General features: G+C 74.3%; 21 protein-coding genes, 7 tRNA genes and 1 pseudogene. 10 read left to right on the forward strand and 19 right to left on the reverse strand.

The window, feature by feature from the left end; all coding sequences use genetic code 11:
* Positions 1–23: 23 nt before the first annotated feature.
* Positions 24–584, reverse strand: coding sequence for an HIT family protein (locus OG335_RS08510; protein WP_405010427.1), 561 nt, complete (start codon positions 582–584; stop codon positions 24–26).
* Between the two features lie 84 nt (positions 585–668).
* On the reverse strand, positions 669–2,648 hold the full coding sequence (gene thrS, locus OG335_RS08515; protein WP_405010428.1) for a threonine--tRNA ligase: 1,980 nt from the start codon (positions 2,646–2,648) through the stop codon (positions 669–671).
* A 304-nt stretch (positions 2,649–2,952) separates the two neighbouring features.
* On the opposite strand from thrS, the gene OG335_RS08520 reads away from it, so the two are divergent.
* Positions 2,953–3,726: a 3'-5' exonuclease gene (locus OG335_RS08520; protein ID WP_405010429.1), complete on the forward strand. Its 774-nt coding sequence runs from the start codon at positions 2,953–2,955 to the stop codon at positions 3,724–3,726.
* Positions 3,727–3,800: 74 nt separating this feature from the next.
* On the opposite strand, the gene OG335_RS08525 is transcribed toward OG335_RS08520, so the two are convergent.
* From OG335_RS08525 to OG335_RS08535, 3 genes are all read right to left on the reverse strand, one after another.
* A tRNA-Val gene (locus OG335_RS08525) sits at positions 3,801–3,872 on the reverse strand.
* A gap of 195 nt (positions 3,873–4,067) precedes the next feature.
* Positions 4,068–4,139: transfer RNA gene (locus OG335_RS08530), tRNA-Val, on the reverse strand.
* A 55-nt stretch (positions 4,140–4,194) separates the two neighbouring features.
* Positions 4,195–4,662: a TIGR02611 family protein gene (locus OG335_RS08535; RefSeq protein ID WP_405010430.1), complete on the reverse strand. Its 468-nt coding sequence runs from the start codon at positions 4,660–4,662 to the stop codon at positions 4,195–4,197.
* 195 nt (positions 4,663–4,857) lie between these two features.
* Between OG335_RS08535 and OG335_RS08540 the strand changes: the two genes are divergently transcribed.
* The 3 genes from OG335_RS08540 (at position 4,858) to OG335_RS08550 (ending at position 6,667) form a co-directional block, all read left to right on the forward strand.
* Positions 4,858–5,271 (forward strand): SsgA family sporulation/cell division regulator, encoded by a 414-nt coding sequence (locus tag OG335_RS08540; protein WP_030056266.1) that lies wholly within the window; start codon positions 4,858–4,860, stop codon positions 5,269–5,271.
* A gap of 300 nt (positions 5,272–5,571) precedes the next feature.
* Entirely contained in the window at positions 5,572–6,141 is a 570-nt protein-coding gene (locus tag OG335_RS08545; RefSeq protein ID WP_405010431.1) for a CGNR zinc finger domain-containing protein, read from the forward strand.
* 28 nt (positions 6,142–6,169) lie between these two features.
* Entirely contained in the window at positions 6,170–6,667 is a 498-nt protein-coding gene (locus OG335_RS08550; protein WP_405010432.1) for a DsbA family protein, read from the forward strand.
* A 27-nt stretch (positions 6,668–6,694) separates the two neighbouring features.
* Here OG335_RS08550 and OG335_RS08555 read toward each other — a convergent pair whose 3' ends face one another.
* Genes OG335_RS08555 through OG335_RS08565 form a run of 3 tightly spaced genes read right to left on the reverse strand, consistent with a single transcriptional unit; the run spans position 6,695 to position 9,468 of the window.
* Positions 6,695–7,537 carry a GNAT family N-acetyltransferase gene (locus tag OG335_RS08555; RefSeq protein ID WP_405010433.1) on the reverse strand — a complete coding sequence of 281 codons (843 nt, stop codon included), beginning with the start codon at positions 7,535–7,537 and terminating at the stop codon, positions 6,695–6,697.
* Between the two features lie 41 nt (positions 7,538–7,578).
* Positions 7,579–8,394 (reverse strand): aminotransferase class IV, encoded by an 816-nt coding sequence (locus OG335_RS08560; RefSeq protein WP_405010434.1) that lies wholly within the window; start codon positions 8,392–8,394, stop codon positions 7,579–7,581.
* 18 nt (positions 8,395–8,412) lie between these two features.
* Positions 8,413–9,468, reverse strand: coding sequence for a chorismate-binding protein (locus OG335_RS08565; protein WP_405010435.1), 1,056 nt, complete (start codon positions 9,466–9,468; stop codon positions 8,413–8,415).
* A gap of 302 nt (positions 9,469–9,770) precedes the next feature.
* Here OG335_RS08565 and OG335_RS08570 point away from each other — a divergent pair.
* The 5 genes from OG335_RS08570 to OG335_RS08590 all read left to right on the forward strand — a co-directional run bounded on the left by OG335_RS08570 (position 9,771) and on the right by OG335_RS08590 (position 10,272).
* Positions 9,771–9,842 (forward strand) — tRNA-Gly (locus tag OG335_RS08570).
* A gap of 39 nt (positions 9,843–9,881) precedes the next feature.
* Positions 9,882–9,955, forward strand: a tRNA-Cys gene (locus OG335_RS08575).
* A gap of 33 nt (positions 9,956–9,988) precedes the next feature.
* A tRNA-Val gene (locus OG335_RS08580) sits at positions 9,989–10,060 on the forward strand.
* Between the two features lie 34 nt (positions 10,061–10,094).
* A tRNA-Val gene (locus tag OG335_RS08585) sits at positions 10,095–10,166 on the forward strand.
* A 34-nt stretch (positions 10,167–10,200) separates the two neighbouring features.
* A tRNA-Val gene (locus tag OG335_RS08590) sits at positions 10,201–10,272 on the forward strand.
* Between the two features lie 235 nt (positions 10,273–10,507).
* Here the strand turns inward: OG335_RS08590 and OG335_RS08595 are convergent.
* Positions 10,508–10,699, reverse strand: a complete 192-nt coding sequence (locus tag OG335_RS08595) for a hypothetical protein (RefSeq protein ID WP_405010436.1) — start codon at positions 10,697–10,699, stop codon at positions 10,508–10,510.
* 452 nt (positions 10,700–11,151) lie between these two features.
* Here OG335_RS08595 and OG335_RS08600 point away from each other — a divergent pair.
* Positions 11,152–12,390 (forward strand): annotated as a pseudogene (locus OG335_RS08600) (serine/threonine-protein kinase); the annotation flags it as partial.
* Positions 12,391–12,918: 528 nt separating this feature from the next.
* Here OG335_RS08600 and OG335_RS08605 read toward each other — a convergent pair.
* The 10 genes from OG335_RS08605 to OG335_RS08650 all read right to left on the reverse strand — a co-directional run bounded on the left by OG335_RS08605 (position 12,919) and on the right by OG335_RS08650 (position 25,845).
* Entirely contained in the window at positions 12,919–13,737 is an 819-nt protein-coding gene (locus tag OG335_RS08605; protein ID WP_405010437.1) for a TrmH family RNA methyltransferase, read from the reverse strand.
* 109 nt (positions 13,738–13,846) lie between these two features.
* Positions 13,847–15,082, reverse strand: a complete 1,236-nt coding sequence (gene cobA, locus OG335_RS08610; RefSeq protein WP_405010438.1) for a uroporphyrinogen-III C-methyltransferase — start codon at positions 15,080–15,082, stop codon at positions 13,847–13,849.
* A gap of 93 nt (positions 15,083–15,175) precedes the next feature.
* Positions 15,176–18,757, reverse strand: coding sequence for a nicotinate-nucleotide--dimethylbenzimidazole phosphoribosyltransferase (cobT, locus tag OG335_RS08615; RefSeq protein WP_405010439.1), 3,582 nt, complete (start codon positions 18,755–18,757; stop codon positions 15,176–15,178).
* Positions 18,758–19,129: 372 nt separating this feature from the next.
* Positions 19,130–20,380, reverse strand: coding sequence for a precorrin-6y C5,15-methyltransferase (decarboxylating) subunit CbiE (cbiE, locus tag OG335_RS08620; RefSeq protein WP_405010440.1), 1,251 nt, complete (start codon positions 20,378–20,380; stop codon positions 19,130–19,132).
* 145 nt (positions 20,381–20,525) lie between these two features.
* The gene (locus tag OG335_RS08625) at positions 20,526–21,158 is read right to left on the reverse strand and encodes a GNAT family N-acetyltransferase (protein WP_405010441.1); all 633 of its coding nucleotides are present in this window, start codon (positions 21,156–21,158) and stop codon (positions 20,526–20,528) included.
* A 187-nt stretch (positions 21,159–21,345) separates the two neighbouring features.
* Positions 21,346–22,182, reverse strand: a complete 837-nt coding sequence (locus tag OG335_RS08630) for a MetQ/NlpA family ABC transporter substrate-binding protein (RefSeq protein ID WP_405010442.1) — start codon at positions 22,180–22,182, stop codon at positions 21,346–21,348.
* 78 nt (positions 22,183–22,260) lie between these two features.
* On the reverse strand, positions 22,261–22,989 hold the full coding sequence (locus OG335_RS08635; protein WP_405010443.1) for a methionine ABC transporter permease: 729 nt from the start codon (positions 22,987–22,989) through the stop codon (positions 22,261–22,263).
* Positions 22,986–24,008: a methionine ABC transporter ATP-binding protein gene (locus OG335_RS08640; protein WP_405010444.1), complete on the reverse strand. Its 1,023-nt coding sequence runs from the start codon at positions 24,006–24,008 to the stop codon at positions 22,986–22,988. Before OG335_RS08640 ends, OG335_RS08635 begins: the two co-directional genes overlap by 4 nt.
* Positions 24,009–24,476: 468 nt before the next feature.
* Positions 24,477–24,977 (reverse strand): GNAT family N-acetyltransferase, encoded by a 501-nt coding sequence (locus OG335_RS08645; protein WP_405010445.1) that lies wholly within the window; start codon positions 24,975–24,977, stop codon positions 24,477–24,479.
* Positions 24,978–25,203: 226 nt separating this feature from the next.
* Positions 25,204–25,845, reverse strand: a complete 642-nt coding sequence (locus OG335_RS08650; RefSeq protein WP_405010446.1) for an RNA polymerase sigma factor — start codon at positions 25,843–25,845, stop codon at positions 25,204–25,206.
* Between the last annotated feature and the right edge of the window lie 56 nt (positions 25,846–25,901).

A 25,901-nucleotide genomic window follows, 5' to 3' on the forward strand; every position in this document is an offset into this window, starting at 1 on the left:
GGGCCCTTCGTCGTCGTCCGGGGTCAGCCCTGCGGCCAGGCGTCCGCCAGCATCTTGCGGGTGTCCGCGAGCAACTGCGGCAGCACCTTGGTGTGGCCGACGACCGGCATGAAGTTGGTGTCGCCGCCCCACCGCGGCACCACGTGCTGGTGCAGGTGCGCGGCGATGCCGGCACCGGCCGCGGCACCCTGGTTCATGCCGATGTTGAAGCCGTGGGCGCCCGAGGCGGCCCGCAGCGCGGTCATCGCCCGCTTGGTGAAGACCGCGAGCTCGGCCGTCTCGGCGTCGTCCAGGCCGGTGTAGTCGGCGACGTGCCGGTACGGGACGACCATGAGGTGGCCGCCGTTGTACGGGTACAGGTTGAGCACCGCGAAGACCGCGCTGCCGCGGGCGATGACCAGACCGTCCTCGTCGCTCAGCGAGGGGATGCTGCAGAACGGGCAGCCGTCGTCGGGCGCCGGGCCGGTGGGCTTGTTCTCGCCCTGGATGTACGCCATCCGATGGGGGGTCCACAGGCGGCGGAAGCCGTCCGGCTCACCCACGCCCCGCTGCACTTCGGGCTCACTCGTCATGTCGGCCAGCATATTCGGCCTGCTGCGCGTGCCAAGCAGCCAGGGGCGGGCTCTTCCGAGCCCGCCCCCTGCCGTGCCGGTCGACCGCGCCCCGGATCAGACCTGGATGCGGCGCTGCACGGCGTCGACGATCTCGGCGACCGCATCGGCGATCGGCACGCCGTTCTTCTGCTCGCCGCTGCGGTAGCGGAAGGACACCGCGCCGGCCTCGACGTCGTCGTTGCCCGCGATCAGCATGAAGGGGATCTTCTGCTTCTGCGCGTTGCGGATCTTCTTCTGCATGCGGTCGTCGGAGGAGTCGACCTCGACGCGGATGCCGTGCCTCTTCAGCTCGGCGGCGACCTCGCGCAGGTACGGGATGTGCTCGTCGGTGATCGGGATGCCGACCACGGTGACCGGGGCGAGCCACGGCGGCATGGCGCCGGCGTAGTGCTCCAGCAGCACCGCGAAGAACCGCTCGATCGAGCCGAACAGCGCGCGGTGGATCATGACCGGGCGCTGGCGGTTGCCGTCGCCGCTCTGGTACTCCAGCTCGAAGCGCTGCGGCAGCTGGAAGTCGACCTGGATGGTCGACATCTGCCAGGTGCGGCCGATCGCGTCCTTCGCCTGCACGGAGATCTTCGGGCCGTAGAAGGCGGCACCGGCCGGGTCGAGGACGAGCTCCAGGCCCTGCTTCTCGGCGGCGGCGCGCAGGGTCTCGGTCGCCTCCTCCCAGTCCTCGTCGGAGCCGATGAACTTCTCCGGGTCCTTGGTGGAGAGCTCCAGGTAGAAGTCGTTCAGACCGTAGTCGCGCAGCAGGTCGAGCACGAAGGTGAGCAGCGAGTCGAGCTCGTCCGCCATCTGCTCGCGGGTGCAGTAGATGTGCGCGTCGTCCTGGGTGAAGCCGCGGGCGCGGGTCAGGCCGTGCACCACACCGGACTTCTCGTACCGGTAGACCGTGCCGAACTCGAAGAGCCGCAGGGGCAGTTCGCGGTACGACCGGCCGCGCGAGCGGTAGATCAGGTTGTGCATGGGGCAGTTCATCGGCTTGAGGTAGTAATCCGTCTCGCCGTCGAGCTTCATGGGCGGGTACATGCCGTCGGCGTACCAGTCGAGGTGCCCGGAGAGCTCGAAGAGCGTGCCCTTGGTGGCGTGCGGCGAGTAGACGAACTCGTAGCCCGACTCCTCGTGGCGCTTGCGCGAGTAGTCCTCCATGACCCGGCGCATGATGCCGCCCTTGGGGTGGAAGACGGCGAGGCCGGAGCCGATCTCCTCGGGGATGGAGAAGAGGTCGAGCTCGCTGCCGAGCTTGCGGTGGTCGCGCTTGGCGGCCTCCTCCAGGAACTCCAGGTGCGCCTTCAGCTCGTCCCGGGTCGGCCAGGCGGTGCCGTAGAGCCGCTGCAGCTGCGGGTTCTTCTCGCTGCCGCGCCAGTACGCGGCGGCCGAGCGCATGATCTTGAACGCCGGGATGTGCCGGGTGCTCGGCAGGTGCGGGCCGCGACAGAGGTCGCCCCAGCAGTGGTCGCCGGTCTTGGCGTCCAGGTTGTCGTAGATGGTGAGCTCGCCGGCGCCGACCTCGACGCTCGCGCCCTCGCCGGCGGTGGCGGCGGAGCCCTTGAGGCCGATCAGCTCCAGCTTGAACGGCTCAGCGGCCAGCTCCTCGCGGGCGGCCTCGTCGGTGACCACGCGGCGGGAGAACTTCTGCCCCCGCTTGATGATCTCCTGCATCTTCTTCTCGACGGCCTTGAGGTCGTCGGGGTGGAACGGCTTCTCGACGTCGAAGTCGTAGTAGAAGCCGTCCTTGATCGGCGGGCCGATGCCCAGCTTCGCGTCGGGGAAGACCTCCTGCACGGCCTGCGCCATGACGTGCGCGGTGGAGTGCCGCAGGATGTCGAGGCCGTCCTTGCTGGAGATCGCGACCGGCTCGACCTCGTCGCCGTCCTGCACCGCGTAGGCGAGGTCCTTCAGGGCGCCGCCGACACGGGCGGCGATGATCGCGCGGTCGTCGGCGAAGAGCTCGGCGGCCGTGGTGCCCGTGGTCACCACGCGCTCTTCCCGATCGGGTTCGCGGTTGATGATGATCCGGACGTCGGTCACCGGTCTCTCCTGACATCTGTGGTCCGCGGCACTCTGCTGCGTCCCTCGATGGTACCGAGAGCGGCAGGCCGGATGCGCACCGCGCTCACCGCCGCGCCCCGTGCGTCCCGCGGGCCCCGCCGGCGCGGGGAGCCCGCCGCCGGACGCCCCGTCCGGCACCGTGCCGGGCGCCCCGCCGCACGGCACCGCGGCGGCCACGGTTGAGCGCCCGTCAACTGCGGTATCACCAGTGCAGAGCACGGCGCGCCCCCGGTCCTCGGCGGCGCGCCGCGCAACGGCCCGACGGCTCACGAGGGGGGCAGTCATGGAGAAGCTCCGGCCCTGGTACGAAGGCCCCTTGGCGTCCTTCGACACCGAGACCACCGGCGTGGACGTGGAGCACGACCGGATCGTCTCCGCCGCCCTCGTCCTCCAGCCGGCCCCCGGCGCGGCCGCGCACTCCACAACCTGGCTGGCCGACCCGGGAGTTCCCATCCCCGACGGCGCCCGCGCGGTGCACGGCATCAGCGACGAGCAGGTCCGCGCGTACGGCCGCGCACCGCGCACCGTGGTCGGCGAGATCGCCCGCGCCCTCGCCGAACACGCCCGCGCCGGCACGCCGCTGGTCGTCATGAACGCCCCGTACGACCTCACCCTGCTCGACCGCGAGCTGCGCCGGCACCGGGGCACCACCCTCGCCGACGCCCTCGGCGGGACCGAACTCCTGGTGCTGGACCCGCGCGTGATCGACAAGCACGTCGACCGCTACCGCAAGGGCCGCCGCACGCTCACCGATCTCTGCGCCCACTACGGGGTGCGGCTCACCGGTGCGCACGAGGCCTCGGCCGACGCCACCGCCGCGCTCGACCTCGTCCGGGCCCTGGGCGTCCGGCACCCGGAGCGGCTCGGCGGACTGACCGGCGCCGAACTCCACCTCCGGCAGACCGTCTGGCACGCGGCCCAGGCCCGGGGCCTGCAGCACTGGTTCGACCGGGAGGGCACGGCCGAGCGGGTCGATCTCTCCTGGCCGCTGCGTCCCGTCCGCTGCGGCTGCGGCCGGCGGCTCTCCGCCGACCACCGCTGCGAGGCGGCCGCCTGAGGCCCTCCCCCGCGGGAGGTCCCGCCAACGACAGAGGCCCCGGTCGCACTTGGCGACCGGGGCCTGCTGCTCGGTGGGCGATACTGGGATCGAACCAGTGACCCCTTCGGTGTGAACGAAGTGCTCTCCCGCTGAGCTAATCGCCCGGGCAACGAGAAGAACAGTAGCACCAGGTGGCCCGGCCGCCCTAATCCGTTCCGGCCGGCGGGACCGGACGGCCCCCCAGATCACCGGCCCCGCCGCCCCGGTGAATGACCGTCAGCCTCAGGAATGCACCGAAAAAACGATATGAGGCCCGGACCAGTAATGGTCCGGGCCTCATATCCTGCAATGCATTCCGGTGGGCGATACTGGGATCGAACCAGTGACCCCTTCGGTGTGAACGAAGTGCTCTCCCGCTGAGCTAATCGCCCGGGTGCAGGGAAAACATTACCCCATCCGGGGCGGCGCCCGGACCACCCCCCGCGGTCAGTTCAGGTTCCACGGCAGGACGAGTCCGTACCGCCACAGGTACCAGGCCGCGACGCCGCCGATCACCGCCAGGCCGATCACGGTGAGCGTGATGTTGCGCCGGCGCACCCGCGGGTCGAGCGCCCGCTCGGCCGCCTCCGTCACCTTGCGCCGCGTCCACCGCAGCACCAGCTGGGCCCAGACGAACTCGGTCGCCCAGATGCCCATGCCCAGGAAGATGACGACCCAGCCCGGCCCGGGCAGCGGGAGCAGCACCACCCCGAGCCCGACCACGGCCAGACCGGCCAGGAAGATCACCACCTGCCAGCTCAGGTGCAGCGGGCGGGAGCGGCGGATGAAGTGCGGGGCCCGCGAGCCCAGCGGGCGCCCCTCGTCACCCTGCGTGCCCGGACCGCCTTCGTCACCGTCCGACGCCATGGGTGCACCGTCCTCGGCCTGCTCAGGATTGTCGCTTCGTACAGCCATGCGGGAAAAGTACCGGAGATACCGCCCCGCACGGGCCCCGACGCCCCCTCCGCGCCGATTCTTCAATGCGCCGGAAGGGGTACGACTGCACGGCGAATCGGGACAGACGGGTTTACACCGGGCTATCGGGTGGGATGGTCCGTTCGCCGACGTGCGAATCCCCGAGCGCACACTGAGCGAAAGGCCCTGGCGCTTATGAACACCACGGTCAGCTGCGAGCTGCACCTGCGCCTCATCGTGTCCAGCGAGTCCTCACTGCCCGTCCCCGCGGGCCTGCGCTACGACACCGCGGACCCCTATGCCGTGCATGCCACGTTCCACACCGGCGCCGACGAGACCGTCGAGTGGGTGTTCGCCCGTGATCTCCTCGCGGAGGGGCTGCACCGACCCACCGGAACCGGCGACGTCCGGGTGTGGCCCTCGCGCAGTCACGGGCAAGGAGTCGTCTGCATCGCCCTGAGCTCTCCGGAAGGAGAAGCCCTGCTGGAGGCCCCGGCACGCGCGCTCGAGTCGTTCCTCAAGCGCACGGACGCCGCCGTCCCTCCCGGCACCGAGCACCGTCACTTCGACCTCGATCGGGAGCTGTCCCACATCCTCGCCGAAAGCTGACCCCGCACCGGCTGGACCGCCACGACGGTCCACGCCCTCCGCGTCCGTCCTACTCGGGGGCACGGTCGCACACACCGCCACGCACGCCCGGCGGTCCCGGGGTCGTCGCCGCGCCGGTGAGGCGCGCCGGCGGCGACGCCCGGCCGGACGGCCGGCCACCCGCTCCACGGGGTGGCCGGCCGTTCTGCCGCGCCCGTTCCACCGCGCCCGTTCCGCCCGGCACGGCGGCCCGTCCCGGTAGAGTCGCGGATGACGACCGACGAGGGGCCATCGTGCGCCCCCGCCGCGCGAGGAGCCGACGTGCTGATCACCCATGACACCGAGTGCGCGCTGAGCATTCTGGTCGAGCTGCTCAACACGGCCCCCGAGGCCTGCGGCTCGGAACAGCTGCCGGACGTGGCCGCGCTCGACACCTTCGTCGTCGGGCAGGAGATCAGCGAGATCGACTCGCTCACCGCCGCCGACCTGGCCGCCGTGCAGGATCTCCGCGGCCGGCTGCGCGCGGTGTTCTCCGCGGACTCCACCGAGCGGGCCGCGGAGCTCGTCAACGCCGTCGTGGCCGCCGCCGGCACGACCCCACGGCTCACCAACCACGACCACCACGGCTGGCACATCCACTACTTCGCCCCGCACGCCTCGATCGGCGACCACCTCGCGGCCGAGCTCGGCATGGCGCTGGCGTTCATCGTCATGGCCGGCGAGCGCGAGCGGCTGCGCCGCTGCGAGGCACCGGACTGCGCCCGGGTCTTCGTCGACCTCTCCCGCAACCGCTCCCGCCGCTACTGCGACAGCCGGACGTGCGGCAACCGCCTCCACGTGGCCGCCTACCGGGCCCGCCAGCGCTCCGCGGAGGCCGTGGCGGCGGGCTGACGCGCCCGCGGATGGAAGACTGGGGGCCATGACCGAAGCCTCCCTCCCCCGGCTCGAGTACTGGTGCGACCTCCAGTGCCCCGACTGCCGCACCGCCCTCGACGACGTCCGGGCCCTGCGGGCGCAGTACGGCGACGCGCTCACCGTCGAGCTGCGGCACTTCCCGCTGGAGAAGAACAAGCACGCGTACGCGGCGGCCCAGGCCGCCGAGGAGGCCTTCGCGCAGGGCCGGGGCTGGCCGTACGTCGAGGCGCTGCTGGAGCGCACCGCCGACCTCGCCCGGGACGGCGAGAAGGTGCTGCTCGCGGTCGCGGCCGGGCTCGGGCTGGACGCCGACGAGATCGACACCGCCCTGGTCGACGGCCGGCACACCCTGCTGGTCGACGCCGACCAGGCCGAGGGCAAGGCCATCGGGATCAAGGGCACGCCGACCTACGTCGTCGCCGGGCAGCGGCTGGACGGCGGGCAGAGCCAGGACGGGCTGCGCGAGCGGATCGTCGCGCTGATCGAGCAGCACCGGGGCTGACCCTGCGGTCGGAGCGGCGGCTCGGCTTCAGAGCAGCGCCTTGCCGAGGACGCGCCGCGTGACGCGGTAGCCGAGCGACGCGTACAGCGCGACGGCCACCGTGTTGCCGCTGAACACGTTCAGGCCGAGGTCGCGGACCCCGGCGGCGAGGCACTCCCGCTCCACGGCGTGCATCAGCGTGCGGCCGTGGCCGCGCCCGCGCTCCGCCTCGGCCACCTCCACCACCATCAGCCAGGCGAGCGGACTGGCGTCCGGCAGGACGTCCTGCCGCAGGTGCAGCCAGAAGCTGCCGAGCTCCCGGCCGTCCGCGTCGGTGAGCCGGCGCAGCGCGACACCCGGGGTGGCCGGGCCCTGCGCGAGGACGTGCCGGTGGTCGGCGTCCGCCTTGGCCTCCGCCTGCCGCGGCGTGAGGCCCGAGGCGCGCAGGTCGCGGAGGTAGCCGTCCCGCGCCGCGGCCAGCCAGGCCGGGTAGGCGTCCGCACCGATCGGACGGAGCGTCAGCCCGGGCGGCAGGGCGGCCGGCGCCCCGATCCGCTTGGCGAGGTTGCGCATCCGCTCGGTGTAGCCGAGCGCCCGGGCGAGGGCCGGGCCTCCCTCCGACTCCGCGGGGATCGTGACGTCGATCCGCGTGCAGCCCCAGCCGCGCAGCACCTCCTCGGCGGCGAGGGCGCCGACCGTGGCCCGGCCGCGGCGGCGCCCCTCGCGCACCTCCAGCTCGGAGATCTCCCCCCACCACTCGTCGCCGCGCGGGAGCGCGAGGGTGCGCAGGCCGCCGACCGGGCGGCCGTTCACGCGGATCTGCCACCGCCGCGTGCGCCCGCCGCCTGGCAGGGCCTCCTCGGCGCTCTCGGGACGCAGGGTGGTCGTCATACCGCCCCCTTGCCCCCGCGCGGCCGGGGCTACGCCTGGGCTCAGGGGTCGAGGTCGTCCGCGCTGCGCTCGGCGAACTGCCGCGCGGCCTTGAGCGTGACGGGCCCCGGACCCGCGAGGTCGCGCCCGTCGACCCGGGTGACGGCCTGGACGTCGCGCAGGGTGGAGGTGAGGAAGACCTCCTCGGCGTGCTCCAGGGCGTCGAGCGGCAGGTCGGCCTCCTCGGCGCCGCTCCAGTCGACGACCAGCTGCCGGGTGATGCCCGCGAGGCAGCCGGACTCCAGGCGCGGGGTGAGCAGCCGGCCGTCCAGGACGACGAAGACGTTGGAGCCGGTGCCCTCGCAGAGCCGGCCCGCGGTGTTGGCGAAGAGCGCCTCGGAGGCGCCGGCCCGGTGCGCGGCGGCGAGCGCGACGACGTTCTCCGCGTACGAGGTGGTCTTGAGGCCCGCGACGGCGCTGTGCTCGTTGCGGCGCCACGGCACGGTCAGCACGGCGGTGGTGTCCGGGCGGCGCGCGGCGGTGCCGAGGGCCGCGACGAGGGTCGGCCGGCCGTCGCCGCGCTCGGAGCCGAGCGGCGAGATGCCGCCGGTGTACGTGAGGCGGAGGCGGCCGAGCGGCATCGGGTTGGCCGCGAGGACGGCCGTGCAGGCGGCGCGGGCCTCATCGTGGTCAGGGTCCGGCAGGCCGAGCCCGCGGGCGGAGCGGGTGAGCCGGTCGAGGTGGCGGGTGAGGGCGAAGGCCCGTCCGTCGACGGACTTCACCGTCTCGAAGACGCCGTCGCCGACCGTGAGGCCGTGGTCGAGGACGGAGACGGCGGCCGTGGCGTCGTCGACGAGGTTTCCGTTGACCCAGATCATCGGGGCTGCTCCTGGCGGTCAGAGGGGGCTCGGGCCCGACGCTATCGCGATCAGGCGGGCGGCCTTGAGTTCGGTCTCGTCCCATTCGCGGTCCGGGTCCGAGCCCCAGGTGATGCCCGCGCCGGTGCCGAACCGCAGCTCGGGGCCGGCCGGGGTCCGGTCGATCCAGAAGGTGCGGATGCCCACGGCGAGTTCGGCCTCGCCGCGGTCGGCGTCCACCCAGCCGACGGCCCCGCAGTAGGGGCCGCGGGGGGCGGTCTCCAGGGCCTCGATGATCCTCAGGGCGCTGGACTTGGGGGCGCCGGTCACCGAGCCGGGCGGGAAGGTCGCGGCGAGGAGCTCCGGCCAGCCCGCGCCGGGCCGCAGGGCGCCCTCGACGGTGGAGACCAGGTGGACCAGGCCGGGGTGCTTCTCCACCGCGCACAGGTCGGGCACGGTGACGGTGCCGGTGTCGCAGACCCGGCCGAGGTCGTTGCGGACCAGGTCGACGATCATCACGTTCTCGGCGTGGTCCTTGTCGAGCAGGTCGGCCTCGGTGCGGCCGGTGCCCTTGATCGGGCCGGAGGAGACCGTCCGTCCCCGGCGGCGCAGGTAGAGCTCCGGGGAGGCCGTCGCGATCTCCACGCCGTGCTCCGGAAGACGAATCGTTCCTGCGTACGGCGCGGGATTGCCGTGGGCGAGCAGCCCGGTGAGGGCGTCGACGTCGCACCGGGACGGATCGGGGAGCGGCGCGCTCAGCACCCGGCAGAGGTTCGCCTGGTAGACCTCGCCCGCCGCGATGTGCTCCCGGACGCGCCGCACGCCGGCGGTGTACGCGTCGCGGTCGAGCGAACTCCGCCAGGCCGCCGGGTCGGGTCCGCGCCAGCCGCCGGTGGCCGGCGGTGCCGGGTCCGGCCGCACGTCGTCGAAGCGGGCGCAGGTGAGGCGGCCCTCGAAGTCGTGGGCGACGGCCCAGAAGCCGGCGGTCTCCAGCACGGCCGGGTCCGAGGACACCTCGCGCAGACCGGTCGCGAGCCGTCCGCCGAAGCGGGCGAGCGGCTCGTCGGTACGGAGGGGGGTGGTGCGGCCGGACACGGTTCTCCTGCGCGGACTAGGTGCTGCGCCGCGCGGGTGCGGCGCGGGTGGGGCGGGCTCGGTGCCAGAAGTGTAGGTCGGCGCGACCCCCCGGCCGCCGCGCCCGGCCGCCGGGGAGGACTGCGGCGGCGCTGGTCGGGGGCGTCCGCGACCGGGCGGGAGCGCGGGCGGAGCAGCACCCTCCGGCCACCCCCGCGCCACGCTGCGGGAACGGATTTTTAGCTGGCCCGGGAATCCGCTAGAGTTCAACACGTCGCCGGGACGCGGAGCCGAAGAAAAGCGGGGAAGCAGCCGGGAGACAGGCGGACGTGGCTCAGTGGTAGAGCATCACCTTGCCAAGGTGAGGGTCGCGAGTTCGAATCTCGTCGTCCGCTCGATGGGAGACAGGGTAAGATCGTCTTTCGAAGTTGCCTGGTGGAGTGGCCGAGAGGCGAGGCAACGGCCTGCAAAGCCGTGTACACGGGTTCAAATCCCGTCTCCACCTCCAAGAGGTGCCCCTGGTTCGCCAGGAGCCCTCCCCGCGCGATTAGCTCAGCGGGAGAGCACTACCTTGACACGGTAGGGGTCACTGGTTCAATCCCAGTATCGCGCACTCGGGGCCTTCGGGGCCTGACGCATGACAACCCGCGCGATTAGCTCAGTGGGAGAGCACTACCTTGACACGGTAGGGGTCACTGGTTCAATCCCAGTATCGCGCACTCGGGGCCTTCGGGGACCGATGCATGACAACCCGCGCGATTAGCTCAGCGGGAGAGCACTACCTTGACACGGTAGGGGTCACTGGTTCAATCCCAGTATCGCGCACCGCAGACCGAGGGCCGTGATCCGATCAGGATCACGGCCCTCGGTGCGTCCGCCCGCAGTTCGACACAGGTCGACCCAGGTCGACGGAGTTCGCCACGGAGAAGCAGGCGCCGGGTACGGACGTCCTCACCGACGTCGCATACCCGGCCCCTTCTCCTGCCGGTCCCGTACCGCCTCGCCCGTCCACGTGGTCGGCGGTGTCGTGCCCCGGCCGGCGCGGACCCCTCCCCTGGGGTCAGCGCCCGATCAGATCGGCGACGGCCTCGGCCTGGGTCGCCAGCTGTTCCCAGCCTCCGAACAGCGCGAGCAGGATGATCGCGCACGGCACCGCGATGGCGAGCGCCACCGCCGGGTGCCGGTCCGCGGTCGGCGACGTGCCCGCAAACGGCCTGCGGCGGCGCCGGGTACCGGTGAGGTGCGTGGCCATGGTCGTCCGCTCCTGCTCGTGCCGCGCGGCCGCCGGACGGCCGCGCGCGGATGGTGGGCGCGGCGGGCCGTGACCTCGGGGGACGAGTACTGCCCGCCGCTGGGATCAACGGTAGGTGCGGGCGGCCTTCCGGTCGTCATGCCCGCGTACCGTTCGGTGGGCCTCCCCGAGGATGAGAGGACGCGGCACCGCGTACTACCGGAGAGGGAGAAGGAACCGATCGCATCCCCGAGGCAACCCTGAGAAAGCCCCCCAGGGGTACTCCGGAGCGGCCGTTCGAAGGCCCTGCGGCAGTCTCCGCCCGCGCATTCGACGGAGATCGGACAATCCGACCGGCGCTTCAGGTGTTGCGTGTCAGCACACCACTGCGGCCAGTCCGTAAGCTGTCCCGGACAGGATCTGACGATGCCCCATCCGACGGGGCCTCACCCCACGGGCTGACGGGAACGGGTATGGCGTTGATGCGGCTGAGGCGTGAGGACCCCCGCATCGTCGGACCGTTCCGGCTCCACCGGCGGCTGGGCGCCGGCGGCATGGGCGTGGTCTACCTCGGCTCCGACCGCCGCGGCCAGCGGGTCGCCCTCAAGCTGATCCGCTCCGAGCTCGCCGAGGACGTCGAGTTCCGCACCCGCTTCGCCCGCGAGGTCGCCGCCGCCTCGAAGATCCGCGGCGGCTGCACGGCCCGGGTCGTCGGCTCCGACCTGGAGGCCGACCGGCCGTGGCTCGCCACCGCGTACGTCCCCGGCCCCTCGCTCTACAAGCGGGTCAGCGACGAGGGCTCGCTGCCCTGGCCGGAGGCCGCCCGGATCGGCGCCGCGCTCGCCGACGGCCTCGTCAAGGTGCACGAGGCCGGCGTCGTCCACCGCGACCTCAAGCCGTCCAACATCCTGCTCTCCCCCCGCGGCCCGCGGATCATCGACTTCGGCATCGCCTGGTCGCGCGGCGCCTCCACGCTCACCCACGTCGGCACGGCCGTCGGCTCGCCCGGCTTCCTCGCGCCCGAGCAGGTGCGCGGCGCCGCGGTGACCCCGGCCACGGACGTCTTCGCCTTCGGCGCCACCCTCGCCTTCGCCCTCACCGGCGACTCGCCGTTCGGCTCCGGCGCCTCGTCCGAGGTGATGCTCTACCGCGTCGTGCACGAGGAGCCGGACATCTCGGCGGTGCCGCCCGTCCTCGCCCCGCTGATCAAGGCCTGCCTCGCCAAGGAACCCGCCGAACGGCCCGCCGCCGCCGCGCTGCACGAGCGGCTGACCGAGCTCGCCTCCCGGGGCGCCGGCCCGGTCCGCGGCCGGCCCGCCGCCGCAGCCGCGCCCGCGCAGGCACCGGCCGCGCCCGGCCACGCGCCGCGCCCGGCCGGCCCGCCCGCCGCCCGCCCGCGGAGGGCTCCCGGGCAGCCGCCCACCAGCGCGATGCCCCGCCCCGACACCCACGACACCCTGCGGGACCGCCCCCACACGCCTGCCCCGGGCCGCCCCCGCGACCGCCAGCACACCCCCGCCCCCGGACGCCCCGCGGTCGGCCCCCGGCGGCGCCTGCTCCGCCAGCGGGTGGTGGTCTTCGTGACCGTCACCCTGGGCGTGGCGCTGGCCATCGCCGCCGCGCAGGGCTGCGAGAACCGCAGCACCGACGGCCGCGCCCCCGCACACGTCTCCCCCGCCGCCTCCGCGCCCGGCCTCTCGCTGGACGGCGCGCCCACCACCGGCACAGGCTCCGCGCCCTCCCCCGCCACGAGCGGCTTCGCACCGGCCGACGGGCCGCTGCCCGCCGTCGACTGGGCGAACCGCGGCTACACCGACCCGGCGGGCGGCCCCGCGATCCGCCTGCACGACGGCCGGGGCGGCGCCGACGGCGCCCGGATCGCGCTCAGCACCGTGCTGCCCGTCCGCTACCGCGGCGCACCGGCCGCGCTCGTCGTGCTGCGCCGGGCCGAGGGGTCCGTGCCCGTCGACCTCGTCTCGCTGTTCGCCTTCGACGGCGACGCGGCCGTGCCGGTGTCCTCGCGCGCCTCCGCCGCCGACCCCCAGGCCGCCGCGGTCTGGCGGGTGGAGAGCGGCGCCCTCGTCCGGGAGGAGAAGGTCTCCCTGACCGGCGCGGTCTCCTCCACCCGGTACACGGTGCGGAGCGACGGCGGGCTGGAGGAGTCCTGGCCGGGCGCCGGGGTGTCCGGCGGCCGCTGAGCCCGCCGCGGGCCCTCCGGGGCGCCGCCGCAGGGAACCGGCTCAGGCAGGCCCGGGGCGGGTCGCGTAGAAGGCGACGGCCGACGCGGCCGCCACGTTGAGGGAGTCGACGCCGGCGTCCATCGGAATGCGCACGTGCTCGTCCGCCGCCGCCAGGGTGCGCGCGGCCAGGCCGTCACCCTCGGTGCCGAAGACCAGGGCGAGCCGCTCGTCCTGCCGCGCCGCCAGGGCGTCGAGGGTGATCGCCCGGTCGCTCAGGCACAGTGCCGCGACGGTGAACCCGGCCTCGCGAAGGGTCGCGATGTCGGCGGGCCAGGACTCCATGCGGGTCCACGGCACCTGGAACACGGCGCCCATCGACACCTTCACCGCACGCCGGTAGAAGGGATCCGCGCACCTGGGCGTGAGGAGGACGGCGTCGACGCCGAGGGCCGCCGCGTTCCGGAAGGCGGCACCGATGTTGGCGTGGTCGACGATGTCCTCGAAGACGGCGACCCGCCGCACCGTGCTCCCCCGGAGCAGGTCGGCCGCACCGGGCAGCGGCCTGCGCTGCATCGACGCGAGCGCGCCGCGGTGCACGTGGTAGCCGGTGACCTCCTCGGCGAGGGCGGGCTCGACGACGTGCACGGGGGCGTCCGCGGCGGCGATGACGTCGCCCATCACGTCGAGCCACTTCGGGGTGAGGAGCATCGACCGCATCCGGTAGCCCGCGTCGACCGCGCGGCGGATGACCTTCTCCCCCTCCGCGATGAACAGCCCCTCGGCAGGCTCGCGGCGGCGGCGGAGCTCGACGTCGGTCAGGCCGGTGTAGTCGGCGAGCCGGGGGTCGGCGGGGTCGGTGACGGTACGCGGTTCGGACACGGGGTCGATCCTGCCCGGTCGGTGCCCGCGGCTCCAAACCCGGACGGACCGGGACGTGCCGGGGGCGCCGGGCCGGTCGGCCCGGCGCCCCCGCACGGTGCGACGCGGCTCAGCCGTGCGCGAGCACGTTCACCACGTCGCCGACGACGATCACGGCCGGGGGCTTGATCTGCTCCGCCGCCACGACCGCGCCGACCGTGGCGAGAGTGGCGTCGACACGGCGCTGGGCCGCGGTCGTGCCCTCCTGGACGACGGCGACCGGGGTGTCCGCGGAGCGGCCGCACTCGATCAGCTTCGCCGCGATGGCACCGATCTTGTCGACGGCCATCAGCAGCACCAGGGTGCCGGTCATCCGCGCCGCGGCGTCCCAGTTGGTGAGGGAGCGCTCGTCCGGGCCGACGTGGCCGGAGATCACGGTGAACTCGTGCGTCATGCCGCGGTGCGTGACCGGGATGCCCACGGCCGCCGGGACGCTGATCGAGCTGGAGATGCCCGGCACGACGGTGACCGGCAGCCCGGCCTCCAGGCAGGCCAGCAGCTCCTCGCCGCCGCGCCCGAAGACGTACGGGTCGCCGCCCTTGAGGCGGACCACGAACCTGCCGGCCTTGGCGTGGTCGATCAGCGTCCGGTTGATCGCCTCCTGCGCCATGTAGCGGCCGTACGGGATCTTGGAGGCGTCGATCACCTCGACGTGCGGCGGCAGCTCGGCGAGCAGCTCCCGCGGGGCGAGCCGGTCGGCGACCACCACGTCGGCGTCGGCCAGCAGTCGGCGGCCGCGGACGGTGATCAGGTCGGGGTCGCCGGGACCACCGCCCACCAGGGCCACGCCCGGGGTGCGCTCGCGGTACTGGCGGGCGGTGAGGGAGCCGTCCCGCAGGGCGTCGACGATGGCGTTGCGCAGGCCCGCCGAGTGCCGGGGGTCGCCCGTGAGCACGGCCACCGTCGCACCGCCGTCACGGCCGCTGGCGGGCGTCCAGGCGGTGGCCGCGGACGCGTCGTCGCTGCGGGCGCAGAACACCCGCAGCCGCTCGGCCTCCGCGGAGACGGCCGTGTTGACGGCCGGGGAGTCGGTGGCCACCAGCGCGTACCAGGTGTCGGCGAGGTCGCCCCCGGCGTAGGGGCGCTCGTGCCAGGTGATCTCGCCCGCGTCGGCCATGGCGTGCACGGCGGGCGTGGTGTGCGGGGATATCAGGTGGATGTCGGCACCGGAGGCGATCAGCGCCGGCAGCCGGCGCTGCGCGACCTGGCCGCCGCCGACCACGACGACACGCCGGCCTGCGAGGAGCAGGCCGACCGGGTACGGGGTCAACCCCTCGGTGGTGGGGTGGGGTGCGGGCGCGTTCATGGGCGGAGCTCCTGGGTGGGGAGGAACAGGGTCGGCGCGCGCCTCTCCCGTACCGGCGCGCCCTCGGGCCGGTACGGGAGAGGCCGGGTTGACTCAGGCCTTCTCGGTGACCCCGGCGGAGTCGAAGGTGGCTACATCGTGCATCGCGCGGGCCGCGCTCTGCACCAGCGGGAGCGCCAGCAGGGCGCCGGTGCCCTCGCCGAGACGCAGGTCGAGGTCGATCAGCGGCCGCAGACCGAGCTTGGCGAGCGCGGCCTGGTGGCCCGGCTCGGCCGAGCGGTGGCCCGCGATGCAGGCGGCCAGCGCCTCCGGGGCCACGGCCTTCGCCGCCAGCGCCGCCGAGCCCGCGATGACGCCGTCCAGGATGACCGGGGTGCGCAGCGAGGCCGCACCGAGCAGGAACCCGGCGATCGCCGCGTGCTCCAGACCGCCGACCGCGGCGAGGACGCCGATCGGGTCGGCCGGGTCGGGCTGGTGCAGGGCCAGGGCCGCACGGACGACCTCGACCTTTCGGGCGTGCGTGGCCTCGTCGATGCCGGTGCCGCGCCCGGTGACCTCGGCCGGGTCGATGCCGGTGAAGACCGAGATCAGTGCGGCGGACGCCGTGGTGTTCGCGATGCCCATGTCGCCGGTGATCAGCACCTTGTTGCCCGCAGCGACGAGGTCGCGCGCGGTCTCGATGCCGACCTCGACGGCCTGCACGACCTCCTCGCGGGTCATCGCCGGGCCCTGCGTCATGTCGTCGGTGCCGGGCTTGACCTTGCGCGGCAGCAGGCCGGTGGTGCGGCCCTGCTGGATGGCGTCCGGCAGGTCGGACTTCACGCCGACGTCGACCACGCACACCTCCGCGCCGACCTGCGCGGCGAAGGCGTTGACCACCGCGCCCCCGGCGAGGAAGTTCGCCACCATCTGGCCGGTGACCTCCTGCGGCCACGGGGTGACGCCCTGGGCGTGCACGCCGTGGTCGCCGGCGAAGATCGCCACGCAGGCCGGCTCCGGGATCGGCGGCGGGCACTTGCGGGCCAGGCCGCTGAGCTGGGCGCCGATGATCTCCAGCATGCCCAGCGAACCGGCCGGCTTGGTCATCCGCTTCTGGCGGTCCCACGCGTCGCCCAGCGACTTCGCGTCGAGCGGGCGGATGCCGCGCAGCGTGTCGGCGAGCAGGCTGTGCGGCTCCTCGCCGGGCAGCGCGCGGTTGCCGTACTGCTCCTCGTGGACGACCCAGGAGAGCGGCCGCTTCTTCGCCCAGCCCTGCTGCTGCAGCTCGGGCTCGTCGGGGAACGCGTCGACGTACCCGACGCACAGGTAGGCGACGACCTCCAGGTGCTCGGGCAGGCCGAGCTCGCGGACCATCTCGTCCTCGTCGAAGAAGCTCACCCAGCCGACGCCCAGGCCCTCCGCGCGGGCGGCGAGCCAGAGGTTCTCGACGGCCAGCGCGGCCGAGTACGGCGCCATCTGCGGCTGGGTGTGCCGGCCCAGGGTGTGCCGGCCGCCGCGGGTGCGGTCGGCGGTCACCACGATGTTGACCGGCGTCTCGAGGATGGCCTCGATCTTGATTTCCTTGAACTGCTTGGCGCGGCCCTTCGGCAGCGACTCCGCGTACGCCTCGCGCTGGCGCTCGGCGAGCTCGTGCATCCTGCGGCGGGTCTTGCGGGAGCGGATGACGACGAAGTCCCACGGCTGGGAGTAGCCCACGCTCGGCGCCGTGTGCGCGGCCTCCAGGACCCGGAGCAGCACCTCGTGCGGGATCGGGTCGGGGCGGAAGCCGTTGCGGATGTCCCGGCGCTCGCGGATGACCTGGTGGACGGCCTCCCGGCCGACCTCGTCGAACCCGGGTGCGGCGGCCGGACGGTCGACGGGCTCCTCCACGGGCTCCTCGGCCGTCTCCGCCACCGCTTCCCCGGCCACGACGGACTGCTCCGCGGCCGGCTGCTCCGCGGCAGCCGGCTCGGCGACGACGGGCTCGGCGGGCTGCGCGGCGGCGACGGGCTCGACCTGCTCGGCCGGCTCGACCACGACCGGCTCGGCGGGGAGTGCCACCGCGGACGGCGCGTCGGCGGCGACCGGCTCAGCGGCGACCGGCTCAGCGGCAACCGGCTGGGCGGCAACCGGCTGGGCGGCGATCGACGGGACGGCGGGGGACTCGGCGGCACCCGCCACATCCGCCACCGCGACCGGCGGCTCGACGGCGGCCGGCACCGGCTCGGCCCCGGCCTCCGGCTGCGCGGCGGCCTCCGGCTCCACGACCGGCACCTCGACGGCGAGCTGCTCCGCCGCCGGCGCCGCGACGGCGGCCTGGTCGGCAACGGCCAGGTCCGCAACGGCCTGCTCGGCGGCGGGCTCCGCCACCGGCGCGACCACGGGCGGCCCGGCGACGACCGGCACCTCGGCCGGGGCGGTCGTCGGCTCCTCCCGCGGGATGACCGGAAGGCCGTGCTGCGGGGCCGGGTCGGCGAGGAACGCGGCGATCCGGCGCGGCTGCGCGACCGGCTGCACGACGGGCTGGGCGACCGGCTGCGCGGGAACGGCGACCGGGACGGCCTCCACGGGGGCCTCGGCCGGAACGGCGAACTGCGGGACCTGCTCGGCGGCGGGCTCCGCAGGCGCCACGGGGTCGGCGACGGCCTCCGCGACGGCCTCGGCCGGGACCGGCTCGGCCCCGGGGACCTCGACGACGGCCGGTGCGGCCTCGGCCGGTACGACCGGCTGCACGGGCTGAGCGGCGCCCTGGACGGTCCGGTGCTGCTCGTGCTGCTCCGGAACGGGCAGGCCGACGACGACCTGCTCCACGACGACCTGCTCCACCACGGCCTGCTCCACGGTGACCTGCTCCGCCTGCGGCTCGACGACGGCCACCCGGGGGGCGGCCTGCTGCGGCACGGCCGTCCGGAGCGTCACGGGCTCGGGCGCCGCGACGGGCGCGACCGCGATCGGGACGCCGTGCGCGGGCGTGCTGCCCTGGCCGGGGGCGCCGGACGGGCCGCGGTCGGCCAGCGAGCGCACGGGCACCTGACCGGTCATCAGGGACGGGTCGGGGATCGGCGGACCCGCGTGGAGCGGTCGGCGGACCGGCTGGGGCGCGCCCTGCGCCGCCGGGGCAGCCTCCGGGACGGGCACCTGACCGATGGGTCCGGCCTGCACCTCGGCGGCCTGCAGCTCGGTGATCTGCAGCTCGGCGGCCGCCTCGGACGCGTCCGCGCCGAGGGCCGCCAGCGGCGGCGTGAGCGGCGGCCAGGACGGCTCGACGGGCACGCCGGGCGGCTGCTCCGCGTCGTCCGCCAGAGCGGCCTGGGGCTCGTCGAGGGTGCGCAGCGCCATGGTGTCGACCACGGGCGGCATCGCGGCGGGCGCGGCGGGCGCCTCCGCGGAGTCCACGTGGACGGTCTCCAGGGCGCCGTGCAGGGGGTTTCCCCAGGTGGTCTGCGGACCGGGCATGAGCAACTCGTCCTCCTCCTCGTCCAGCGGGTCGGGCTGGTCGAGGAAGGTGTACGCCGGACGCTGCTCGCCCTGCCAGGGCTCGGCGGTGAAGGGCGCGGCCGCGGCCAGGCCGGGCGCGACGGCCTCGAACGGCGCGGTGAGCGGGTCGGGCGCGGTCAGGTGTTCCGGTGCCCCCGTGACGTGGCCGCCCGGAGGTACGAGGGAGCCATCGCTCGGGAGGTGGCCACCATCGGTCATGTCCAAAGCTCCTTCCAGGCCGCTTTCGCGTCCTCGGCGACGCGATCGCGGACCGCAGCCACCCCTGCGTGCCACCCGTCCCGGGTGGCACGCCATCAGAAATAACGACTAGCCGGGGCATCCGGCACGACCGCTCCGGGCCCTTCGGCATTCTCCCGGCCCGGCGAGCGCCACGTCGAATGCCCGCGAATCCGCCCCTGGCGGTTGCGGCGCGGCGGAAAGGGCGTCCGTGCCTGATGGGCACGTGCACCGATCGCCGTGCGCAACCATGACGCCACCCTATCGTTCGGCGCCGACGGCCTCTCGAATCGGTGTCCGGATGGGACGGGGATCACCCGCGCCGGGCCGGGCCGGTGTCCGGTACACGGAACGTCAGGAAGGGAGTTCACCCCAGAGCACCGCGGTGTGCTCCCCCGGTCCGAGGGTGAGCCCGGAGGATGCCCCGTGTGCCGCGGTCAGGGGTGCGGACTGGAGCAGCGTGCCGTCGACGCGGTATCCGGCGGCGGCGACGGCCTCGTGGATCGCCTCGGCCTCCGCCAGGGTGTGCGCGACGGCGACCAGGCGCTCGGGGCGGCGCGCGAGCACGGCGCTCACCACCCGTACGCCCCCGCGCTCGACGGCGACGGCGTCGGGTTCGGGCAGTCCGCCGAGGATGTCGGGGACGGCGCCGTGCACCACGTCGACCTCGACGCCGTAGCGGCGCGCGTTGACGCCGATCCGGGCGCAGGCGGCGCGGTCGGACTCGACGGCGACGACGGCGGCACCGAAGCGGGCCGTCTCCACGGCGAGGGCGCCGCTGCCGGCCCCGACGGTCCAGACGAGGTCGCCGGGGAGGGGGCCGAGCCGGGCGAGGGCGAGGGCGCGGACGTGCGGGGGCAGCGCGGTGTCGCCGTCGGCCCGGTCGGCGGGGGTGCCGGCGCCCGCGTAGGCGTCGGCGGGCAGCGCCCAGCCGCGGTCGCCGCCGGGGAAGGCCACGGGCTTGCCGGCGAGCCAGCCGGCCGCCTCGTCGACGGCGGGCGGGGTGCCGCCGATGACGAGGACGACGCTGGGGTCGCGCCAGTCGTGGTCGGGCACCCGGTCGGAGGTGAGGACGGTGACGTCCTCCTCCGGGGTGCCGAGGGCCTCGCAGACGACGAAGGTGCGGTGGACGCCGCGGAGCATGAGGGCGAGTTCGCTGGGGCCGGCGTCGGCGGTGGTGAGCACGGCGACCTTGGTGTGGGCGCGGCAGACGTTGGCGGCGCGGCGCAGCCGTCCGCCGTGGGCGGAGACGACCTGGGCGTCCTCCCAGGCCATGCCGGCGCGTGCGAAGGCGGCGGCGACGGAGGAGACGGCCGGCAGCACTTCGAGTTCGAGTCCGTACTCGGGGCGGCGCAGGGTGCGGACGACGCCGAAGAATCCGGGGTCGCCCTCGGCGACGACGACGGCGGTGCCGCGGTGTTCGACGATGCGGCGGGCGGCGGCCCGGACGCTCCCGAGCGCGACGCGTTCGGCGCCCGGCGGCACCGGCAGTGCGGCCAGCTGGAAGGGTGCGCCTGCCACCAGGGTGGCCCCGGCGAGCGCGGATGCGGCCGCCTCGGTCAGCGGCGTGCCGTCCCACCCGATGACCGTGATCCGGTCAGCCATCTGCGGCTGTTCTCCCTACGCCCCGTGTCCGCCCCGATGTCGGACGGCGTGCGCCGTGCGGCTCGCGCGTCCCGGTGCAGAGGGTACCCGGTGGGGGCGGCCGGGCGGGCATCGCGGTGGTGCGGGCGGGCGGGCACGGGAGCGATCAGTCGTGGAGCACGTAGCGCTGCTCGGCCCAGCCCTCGTCCTGCGGGGTGTCGAGGTCCTCGGGGAGGAGGCTCCACAGGATGAGGTCGGTGCGGGTGTCGGGTGCGCCGCGTCGGTCCGTCTCCTCGCCGCGGACTATGCCGGCGCTGCGCAGGACGCCCTCGCTGATGGCGCCGGTCTTCTGGGCGACCTGCTGGGCGGCGATGTTGCCGGCGGCGGTGCGGAGTTCGAGGCGGAGGAAGCCGCGGTCCTCGAAGAGCCACTGGGCGACGCCGAGGACGGCCTCGGGGGCGTAGCCCTCGCCTCGGGCCCAGGCGGCGGTGATGAAGCCGATCTCGGTGGCGCGCAGCCGCCAGTCGGTGGCGCGCAGGTCGACGAGGCCGACGAGGCGCTGGGTGAGGTGTTCGGCGACGGCGAAGACGATGCCGCCGCCGTCGGCGCGCCGGCCGGGGGCGAGGACGCGGACGAGGTGGCGGGCGTGCGTCTCGGTGAACGGCACGGGCAGGGCGGTCCAGGTCTGCACCTGGTCGTCGGCCGCGAGGGCGACCAGGCCCGCGGTGTCGCCGTCGTCCAGCGGGCGCAGCAACAGCCGTTCGGTGCTGATGGCTGTCTCGGGGAAGCTCGCTGCCATGCCGTCTCTCCTCGCCGGGTCGTGGACACACCGTACGCCCCGCCTTTCTCCGGGCGTGCCAGGGTACCGGCATTCCGGCGACAGCCCGTCAGTTCGGCTGCCGGGAGGGGTGCGCACGGCGCATACTGCGCGGTCGGGCCCCGCCGCGGGGTGCGGCGGGGCCCGGCCGGGCGGCGTGGTGCGCGGCTCAGAAGGCCGGGACCACCGAGCCGCCGAAGGTGTCGTCGATGTACTTCTTGACCTCGGCGGAGTGCAGGAGTTCGGCGAGCTTCCGGACGCGCGGGTCGTCCTCGCCGCCCTTCTTGACGGCGAGGATGTTGGCGTACGGGTTGCCCTCGGCCTTCTCCAGGACGATGGCGTCGGTGGCGGGCTTGAGGCCGGAGTCGAGGGCGTAGTTGCCGTTGATGACGGCGGCGTCGAGGTCGCCGAGGGAGCGCGGCAGCTGGGCGGCCTCCAGCTCCTTGAACGCCAGGTTCTTGGGGTTGGACGCGATGTCCTGGACGGTGGCGGTGGTGCCGGCGCCGGACTTGAGGGTGATGACGCCGTTGTCGGCGAGCAGCTTGAGGGCGCGGCCCTCGTTGGTGGCGTCGTTGGGCACGCCGACCTCGGCGCCGTCCTGCAGCTCGGTGACCGACTTGACCTTCTTGGAGTAGACGCCGAGCGGCTCCAGGTGGACGGCCTCGACGGAGACGATGTCGGTGCCGTTCTTCTTGTTGAAGTCGTCCAGGTACGGAACGTGCTGGAAGTAGTTGGCGTCGGCCGAGCCGTCCTGCACCGCGGTGTTGGGGGTCACGTAGTCGGTGACCACCTTGACGTCGAGCTTGAGCCCGGCCTTGTCGGCGAGGTTCTTCTTGACGTAGTCGAGGATCTGCGCGTGCGGGGTGGGGCTGGCGATGACGACCAGGGCCTTGTCGGGGTCGGCGCTCGCCCCGGTGGTGGAGGAGCCGCTGCTGGAGCAGGCGGCGACCGAGAGGGCGAGGCCGGCGGTGACGAGGACGCTGGTGTACTTCAGGACGTTGCGCACGAAAAGTGCCTTTCTCCGTGGTGCGGTGGGATCGGCCGGGTCCTGGTGGGAGCTCCGGCCGGAGCTGGTGGGGCGGGGTCAGCGGACGGGTTCCGCCGCCTTCTCGCCGGGGAGGTCGACGGCCTCGGGGCGGAACCGCCGGCCGGTGGCGCCGCGGTGGCCCAGGCGGCGGGCGGCGAAGTCGCCGAGGAGCTGGATGGCGGTGACGATCACGATCAGCTCGGCGATGATCACCCACATGAAGCCGGTCTCGAAGCGCAGGTAGCCGTAGCGGACGGCGAGGTCGCCGAGCCCGCCGCCGCCGACGACACCGGCCATCGCGGAGTAGCCGATGAGGGTGATGACGGTGGTCGTCGCGGAGGCGACGAGGGCGGGCAGCGACTCGGGCAGCAGGGTCTTGCGCACGATGGTGGCGGTGGAGCCGCCCATCGACTGGACGGCCTCGACGAGCCCGCCGTCGACCTCGCGGACGGCCGTCTCGACGAGCCGGGCGAAGAACGGGATGGCGCCGATGGTGAGCGGCACGGTCGCGGCCTGCCAGCCGATGGTGGTGCCGGCGATCGACTTGGTGAAGCCCTGCAGCGCCACCATGAGGATGATGAACGGCAGCGAGCGGCCGATGTTCACGGCGGCGCCGAGCACCCGGTTGAGGGCGGGGTGCTGCAGCAGTCCGCCCTTGTCGGTGAGGACGAGCAGCACGCCGAGCGGCAGGCCGAGCAGCACGGTGGCGACCGAGGAGACGCCGACCATCTGGAGGGTCTCCCAGGTGGCGGGCCACAGCAGTTCCTGCATCTGGTCCCAGGTCATGCGGCGGCCCCCGCCCCGTCGAGCACGTCGACCTGGAGGCCCTGCTCGCGCAGGAAGCCGATCGGTACGACGTTGTCCTCGTGCCTGCCGGGGAGTTCGACGCGCATGCGGCCGACCATCCGGCCGGAGACGGTCTCGACGGCGGCGCCGAGGATGTTGATGTCGATCTGGTACGTCCGGGCGAGCTGGGAGACGAACGGCTGCGCCGGGGTGTCGCCCTGGAAGGTGATCTCGACGACGGTGTGGCCGCTGTGGCCGGAGGCGAACTCGCCGAGCGGGAAGAGGTCGCGGGCGAGCTGCGACCCTCCGGTGGCGAGCAGCTCGGTGAGCACGCCCTGTTCGACGATCCGGCCGTCGCGCATGAGGGCGGCGGAGTCGCAGATCGACTTGATGACGTCCATCTCGTGCGTGATCAGCAGGACGGTCAGGCCGAGCTGCCGGTTGAGGTCGCGCAGCAGGGCGAGGATCGAGCGGGTGGTCTCGGGGTCGAGGGCGCTGGTGGCCTCGTCGGAGAGCAGCACCTTGGGGTCGCCGGCGAGGGCGCGGGCGATGCCGACGCGCTGCTTCTGGCCGCCGGAGAGCTGGGCGGGGTAGGCGCGGGCCCTGTCGGCGAGGCCGACGAGGTCGAGCAGTTCCGCGGCCTTGCGGCGTCGCTCGGTGCGGTCGAGGCCGATGATCTCCAGGGGCAGCTCGACGTTCTGCTGCACGGTGCGCGAGGAGAGCAGGTTGAAGTGCTGGAAGACCATGCCGATCCGGCGGCGCGCCTCGCGGAGTTCGCGGCCGGCGCGGTGCTCGCCGCCGGGCAGGGCGGTCAGGTCGACGCCGTCCACCGTGACGCTGCCGGCGGTGGGCCGCTCCAGCATGTTCACGCAGCGGATGAGGGTGGACTTGCCGGCGCCGCTGGTGCCGACGACTCCGTAGACCTCGCCCGGGCGGACGTGGAGGTCGACGCCGTCGAGGGCGGTGATCTCTCGGCCGCGTGAGCGGTAGACCTTCGTGAGGCCCTGGGTGGTGATCACGGCTGCTTTCCGTTGGTCGGGGGCGCGGCGGACCCGCGGCGCGCCGGTGGAGGACGGCGGCGCACGGGGGCACGCCTGAGGAAGGGGGGTGTCGTCGGTGCCGTAGGTCGATCGTGGCCGCTGGGCGGCGGTGACGCCCGTGGGCGTGGCCCTAACGAGTCATCAGCGACGGACGGGCGGGGAGGGGGCGCCGGCGGGGCGGCGCGGGTGCTCGCTTCGGGGCGCGAGGAGGGTGACGAGGGCCCTCAGCGGAGACACGTGCGACGGCACATGCGGCGCGCGCCGCCCGGCATGAGGCCGGTGGGGGTGCATGGCGTGGTCGCAGTCATGGGATCCAGTTAAGCAGAAGATCGGACACGATCCCAATAATCAGGACTGGCGGTCCGAAATACGGACACGATGCTTGCCGCACAAGCCCGACGGCGCCCTCCCCGTGCGGGAAGGGCGCCGTCGGGCGTGCGGGACGGATCAGGCGGAGGCGGCCAGCGGGGCCGCGACCGTCTTGGCGAGGGTCACCAGGGACAGCCGGCCGGAGACCTCGCGGACGGAGGTCTGCCGGTAGCCGAGCCGGGCGTAGAGGCGCAGGTTGCCGAGGCTGCGGTGGCCGGTGAACAGCTCGAAGCCGTACACCGGCTGCCGCTCGGCCAGGCGTTCCTCCACGGCCTCCAGCAGCCGGCCGCCGAGGCCGTGCCGCTGCATCCGCGGATGGACGACCAGACGGCCGATGCGGCCGACGCCGTCCGGATCGACCCGGCCGCGTACGGTGCCGACGACCTCGTCACCGAGGCGCGCCACCAGGAACTCCTGTTCGGCGAGCTCGGCCCGGAGGCTCTCCAGGGTCTGGGTCAGCGGTGCCAGCGACCAGTCCGAGTAGAGCTCCGCCTCCTGCTGGTAGCCGAGGTACTGCAGCTTGAGAATCTGCTCGGCATCGTCCGGCGTGGCCGGCGAGATGATCACACTCATGCCCATGTCGGGGTCTCCCCATCGTTAGTGCCCGGTGCTGTGCGAGGGTGCGCACCGGTGCCCGGCCTGAGGTCCCGGACGGGGATCGGCCCGGCCGGGAGAACGGTCGAACGACCCGTCGGGCGGCGTGGCGCACGGCGCGGCCGCACCCGCGCTCGCGCCGGTGCTCCGGGCAGCCGTGCCGCCTTCGGGAGAGACGTTCGCCAGCGCTCTACCCAGGCGTCGCCCGCTCTCAACCTTCCGCCCCCCGGACGTGGCGAGCGTCACGTTCCCGGTCGGCCGCCGCCGGCCGGGCCGGGAGAGCCGTCCAGTCGGCCCGGCGGGCCGCCAGCAGGGCGCGCAGGCCCGCCAGGCAGCGCGACCGGGTCGGGCCGATGCTGCCGCGCGGCACACCCATCCGGGCGGCCAGCTCGGTGTAGGTGAGCTCGGGCGACTCCGCGAGGCAGCGCAGCAGCTCCGGGCAGCGGCCCGGCAGCTCCGCCAGGGCCCGCCGCACCGCCCGGCCCAGCTCGGCGGAGGTCAGCTCCTCGTGCGGCTCGCGCCGCGGGCGCCCGGGATGCGGCACAGGGGTCTCCAGCGCGGCCCGGCCCCGGGCGGCCCGTGCCTCGCGGACGGCGACGCCGCGCAGCCAGTCGCGCGGGTCGGACGGCAGGCCGGGCCCGGCGGCGCGCTCGACGGCGTGCAGCCAGACCTGCTGTTCGAGCTCCTGGGCGTCCAGCCGGTCGCCGGCGAGGGCGGCCACGAACGGGGCGAGGTCGCGGCGCAGCTCGGCCACGGGCAGGTCGGCGACGGCCGGCCGCAGGGCCACGGGCAGCGGGCGGGCGGCGGGGACGGCCGCCGCGGGGTGCGCGGCGACGGGACGGGCGTCGGTCATACCCGCGGCAACGACGCGGGGGCGCGCCGGGTCACCCGGCGCGCCCCCGTCCGGAC

The sequence above is a fragment of the Kitasatospora sp. NBC_01539 genome, from assembly GCF_045040525.1.
Classification (GTDB): Bacteria; Actinomycetota; Actinomycetes; order Streptomycetales; family Streptomycetaceae; genus Kitasatospora.

What these genes read in the sequence shown, in the direction of transcription:
- cobT (WP_405010439.1), bottom strand. Translation starts at nt 18,757, where the DNA reads ATGACCGATGGTGGCCACCTCCCGAGCGATGGCTCCCTCGTACCTCCG.
- OG335_RS08645 (WP_405010445.1), bottom strand. Translation starts at nt 24,977, where the DNA reads ATGGGCATGAGTGTGATCATCTCGCCGGCCACGCCGGACGATGCCGAG.
- OG335_RS08650 (WP_405010446.1), bottom strand. Translation starts at nt 25,845, where the DNA reads ATGACCGACGCCCGTCCCGTCGCCGCGCACCCCGCGGCGGCCGTCCCC.
- OG335_RS08540 (WP_030056266.1), top strand. Translation starts at nt 4,858, where the DNA reads ATGAACACCACGGTCAGCTGCGAGCTGCACCTGCGCCTCATCGTGTCC.
- OG335_RS08625 (WP_405010441.1), bottom strand. Translation starts at nt 21,158, where the DNA reads ATGGCAGCGAGCTTCCCCGAGACAGCCATCAGCACCGAACGGCTGTTG.
- OG335_RS08595 (WP_405010436.1), bottom strand. Translation starts at nt 10,699, where the DNA reads ATGGCCACGCACCTCACCGGTACCCGGCGCCGCCGCAGGCCGTTTGCG.
- cobA (WP_405010438.1), bottom strand. Translation starts at nt 15,082, where the DNA reads ATGAACGCGCCCGCACCCCACCCCACCACCGAGGGGTTGACCCCGTAC.
- OG335_RS08635 (WP_405010443.1), bottom strand. Translation starts at nt 22,989, where the DNA reads ATGACCTGGGACCAGATGCAGGAACTGCTGTGGCCCGCCACCTGGGAG.
- cbiE (WP_405010440.1), bottom strand. Translation starts at nt 20,380, where the DNA reads ATGGCTGACCGGATCACGGTCATCGGGTGGGACGGCACGCCGCTGACC.
- OG335_RS08555 (WP_405010433.1), bottom strand. Translation starts at nt 7,537, where the DNA reads ATGACGACCACCCTGCGTCCCGAGAGCGCCGAGGAGGCCCTGCCAGGC.
- OG335_RS08560 (WP_405010434.1), bottom strand. Translation starts at nt 8,394, where the DNA reads ATGATCTGGGTCAACGGAAACCTCGTCGACGACGCCACGGCCGCCGTC.
- OG335_RS08520 (WP_405010429.1), top strand. Translation starts at nt 2,953, where the DNA reads ATGGAGAAGCTCCGGCCCTGGTACGAAGGCCCCTTGGCGTCCTTCGAC.
- OG335_RS08550 (WP_405010432.1), top strand. Translation starts at nt 6,170, where the DNA reads ATGACCGAAGCCTCCCTCCCCCGGCTCGAGTACTGGTGCGACCTCCAG.
- OG335_RS08510 (WP_405010427.1), bottom strand. Translation starts at nt 584, where the DNA reads ATGCTGGCCGACATGACGAGTGAGCCCGAAGTGCAGCGGGGCGTGGGT.
- OG335_RS08535 (WP_405010430.1), bottom strand. Translation starts at nt 4,662, where the DNA reads ATGGCTGTACGAAGCGACAATCCTGAGCAGGCCGAGGACGGTGCACCC.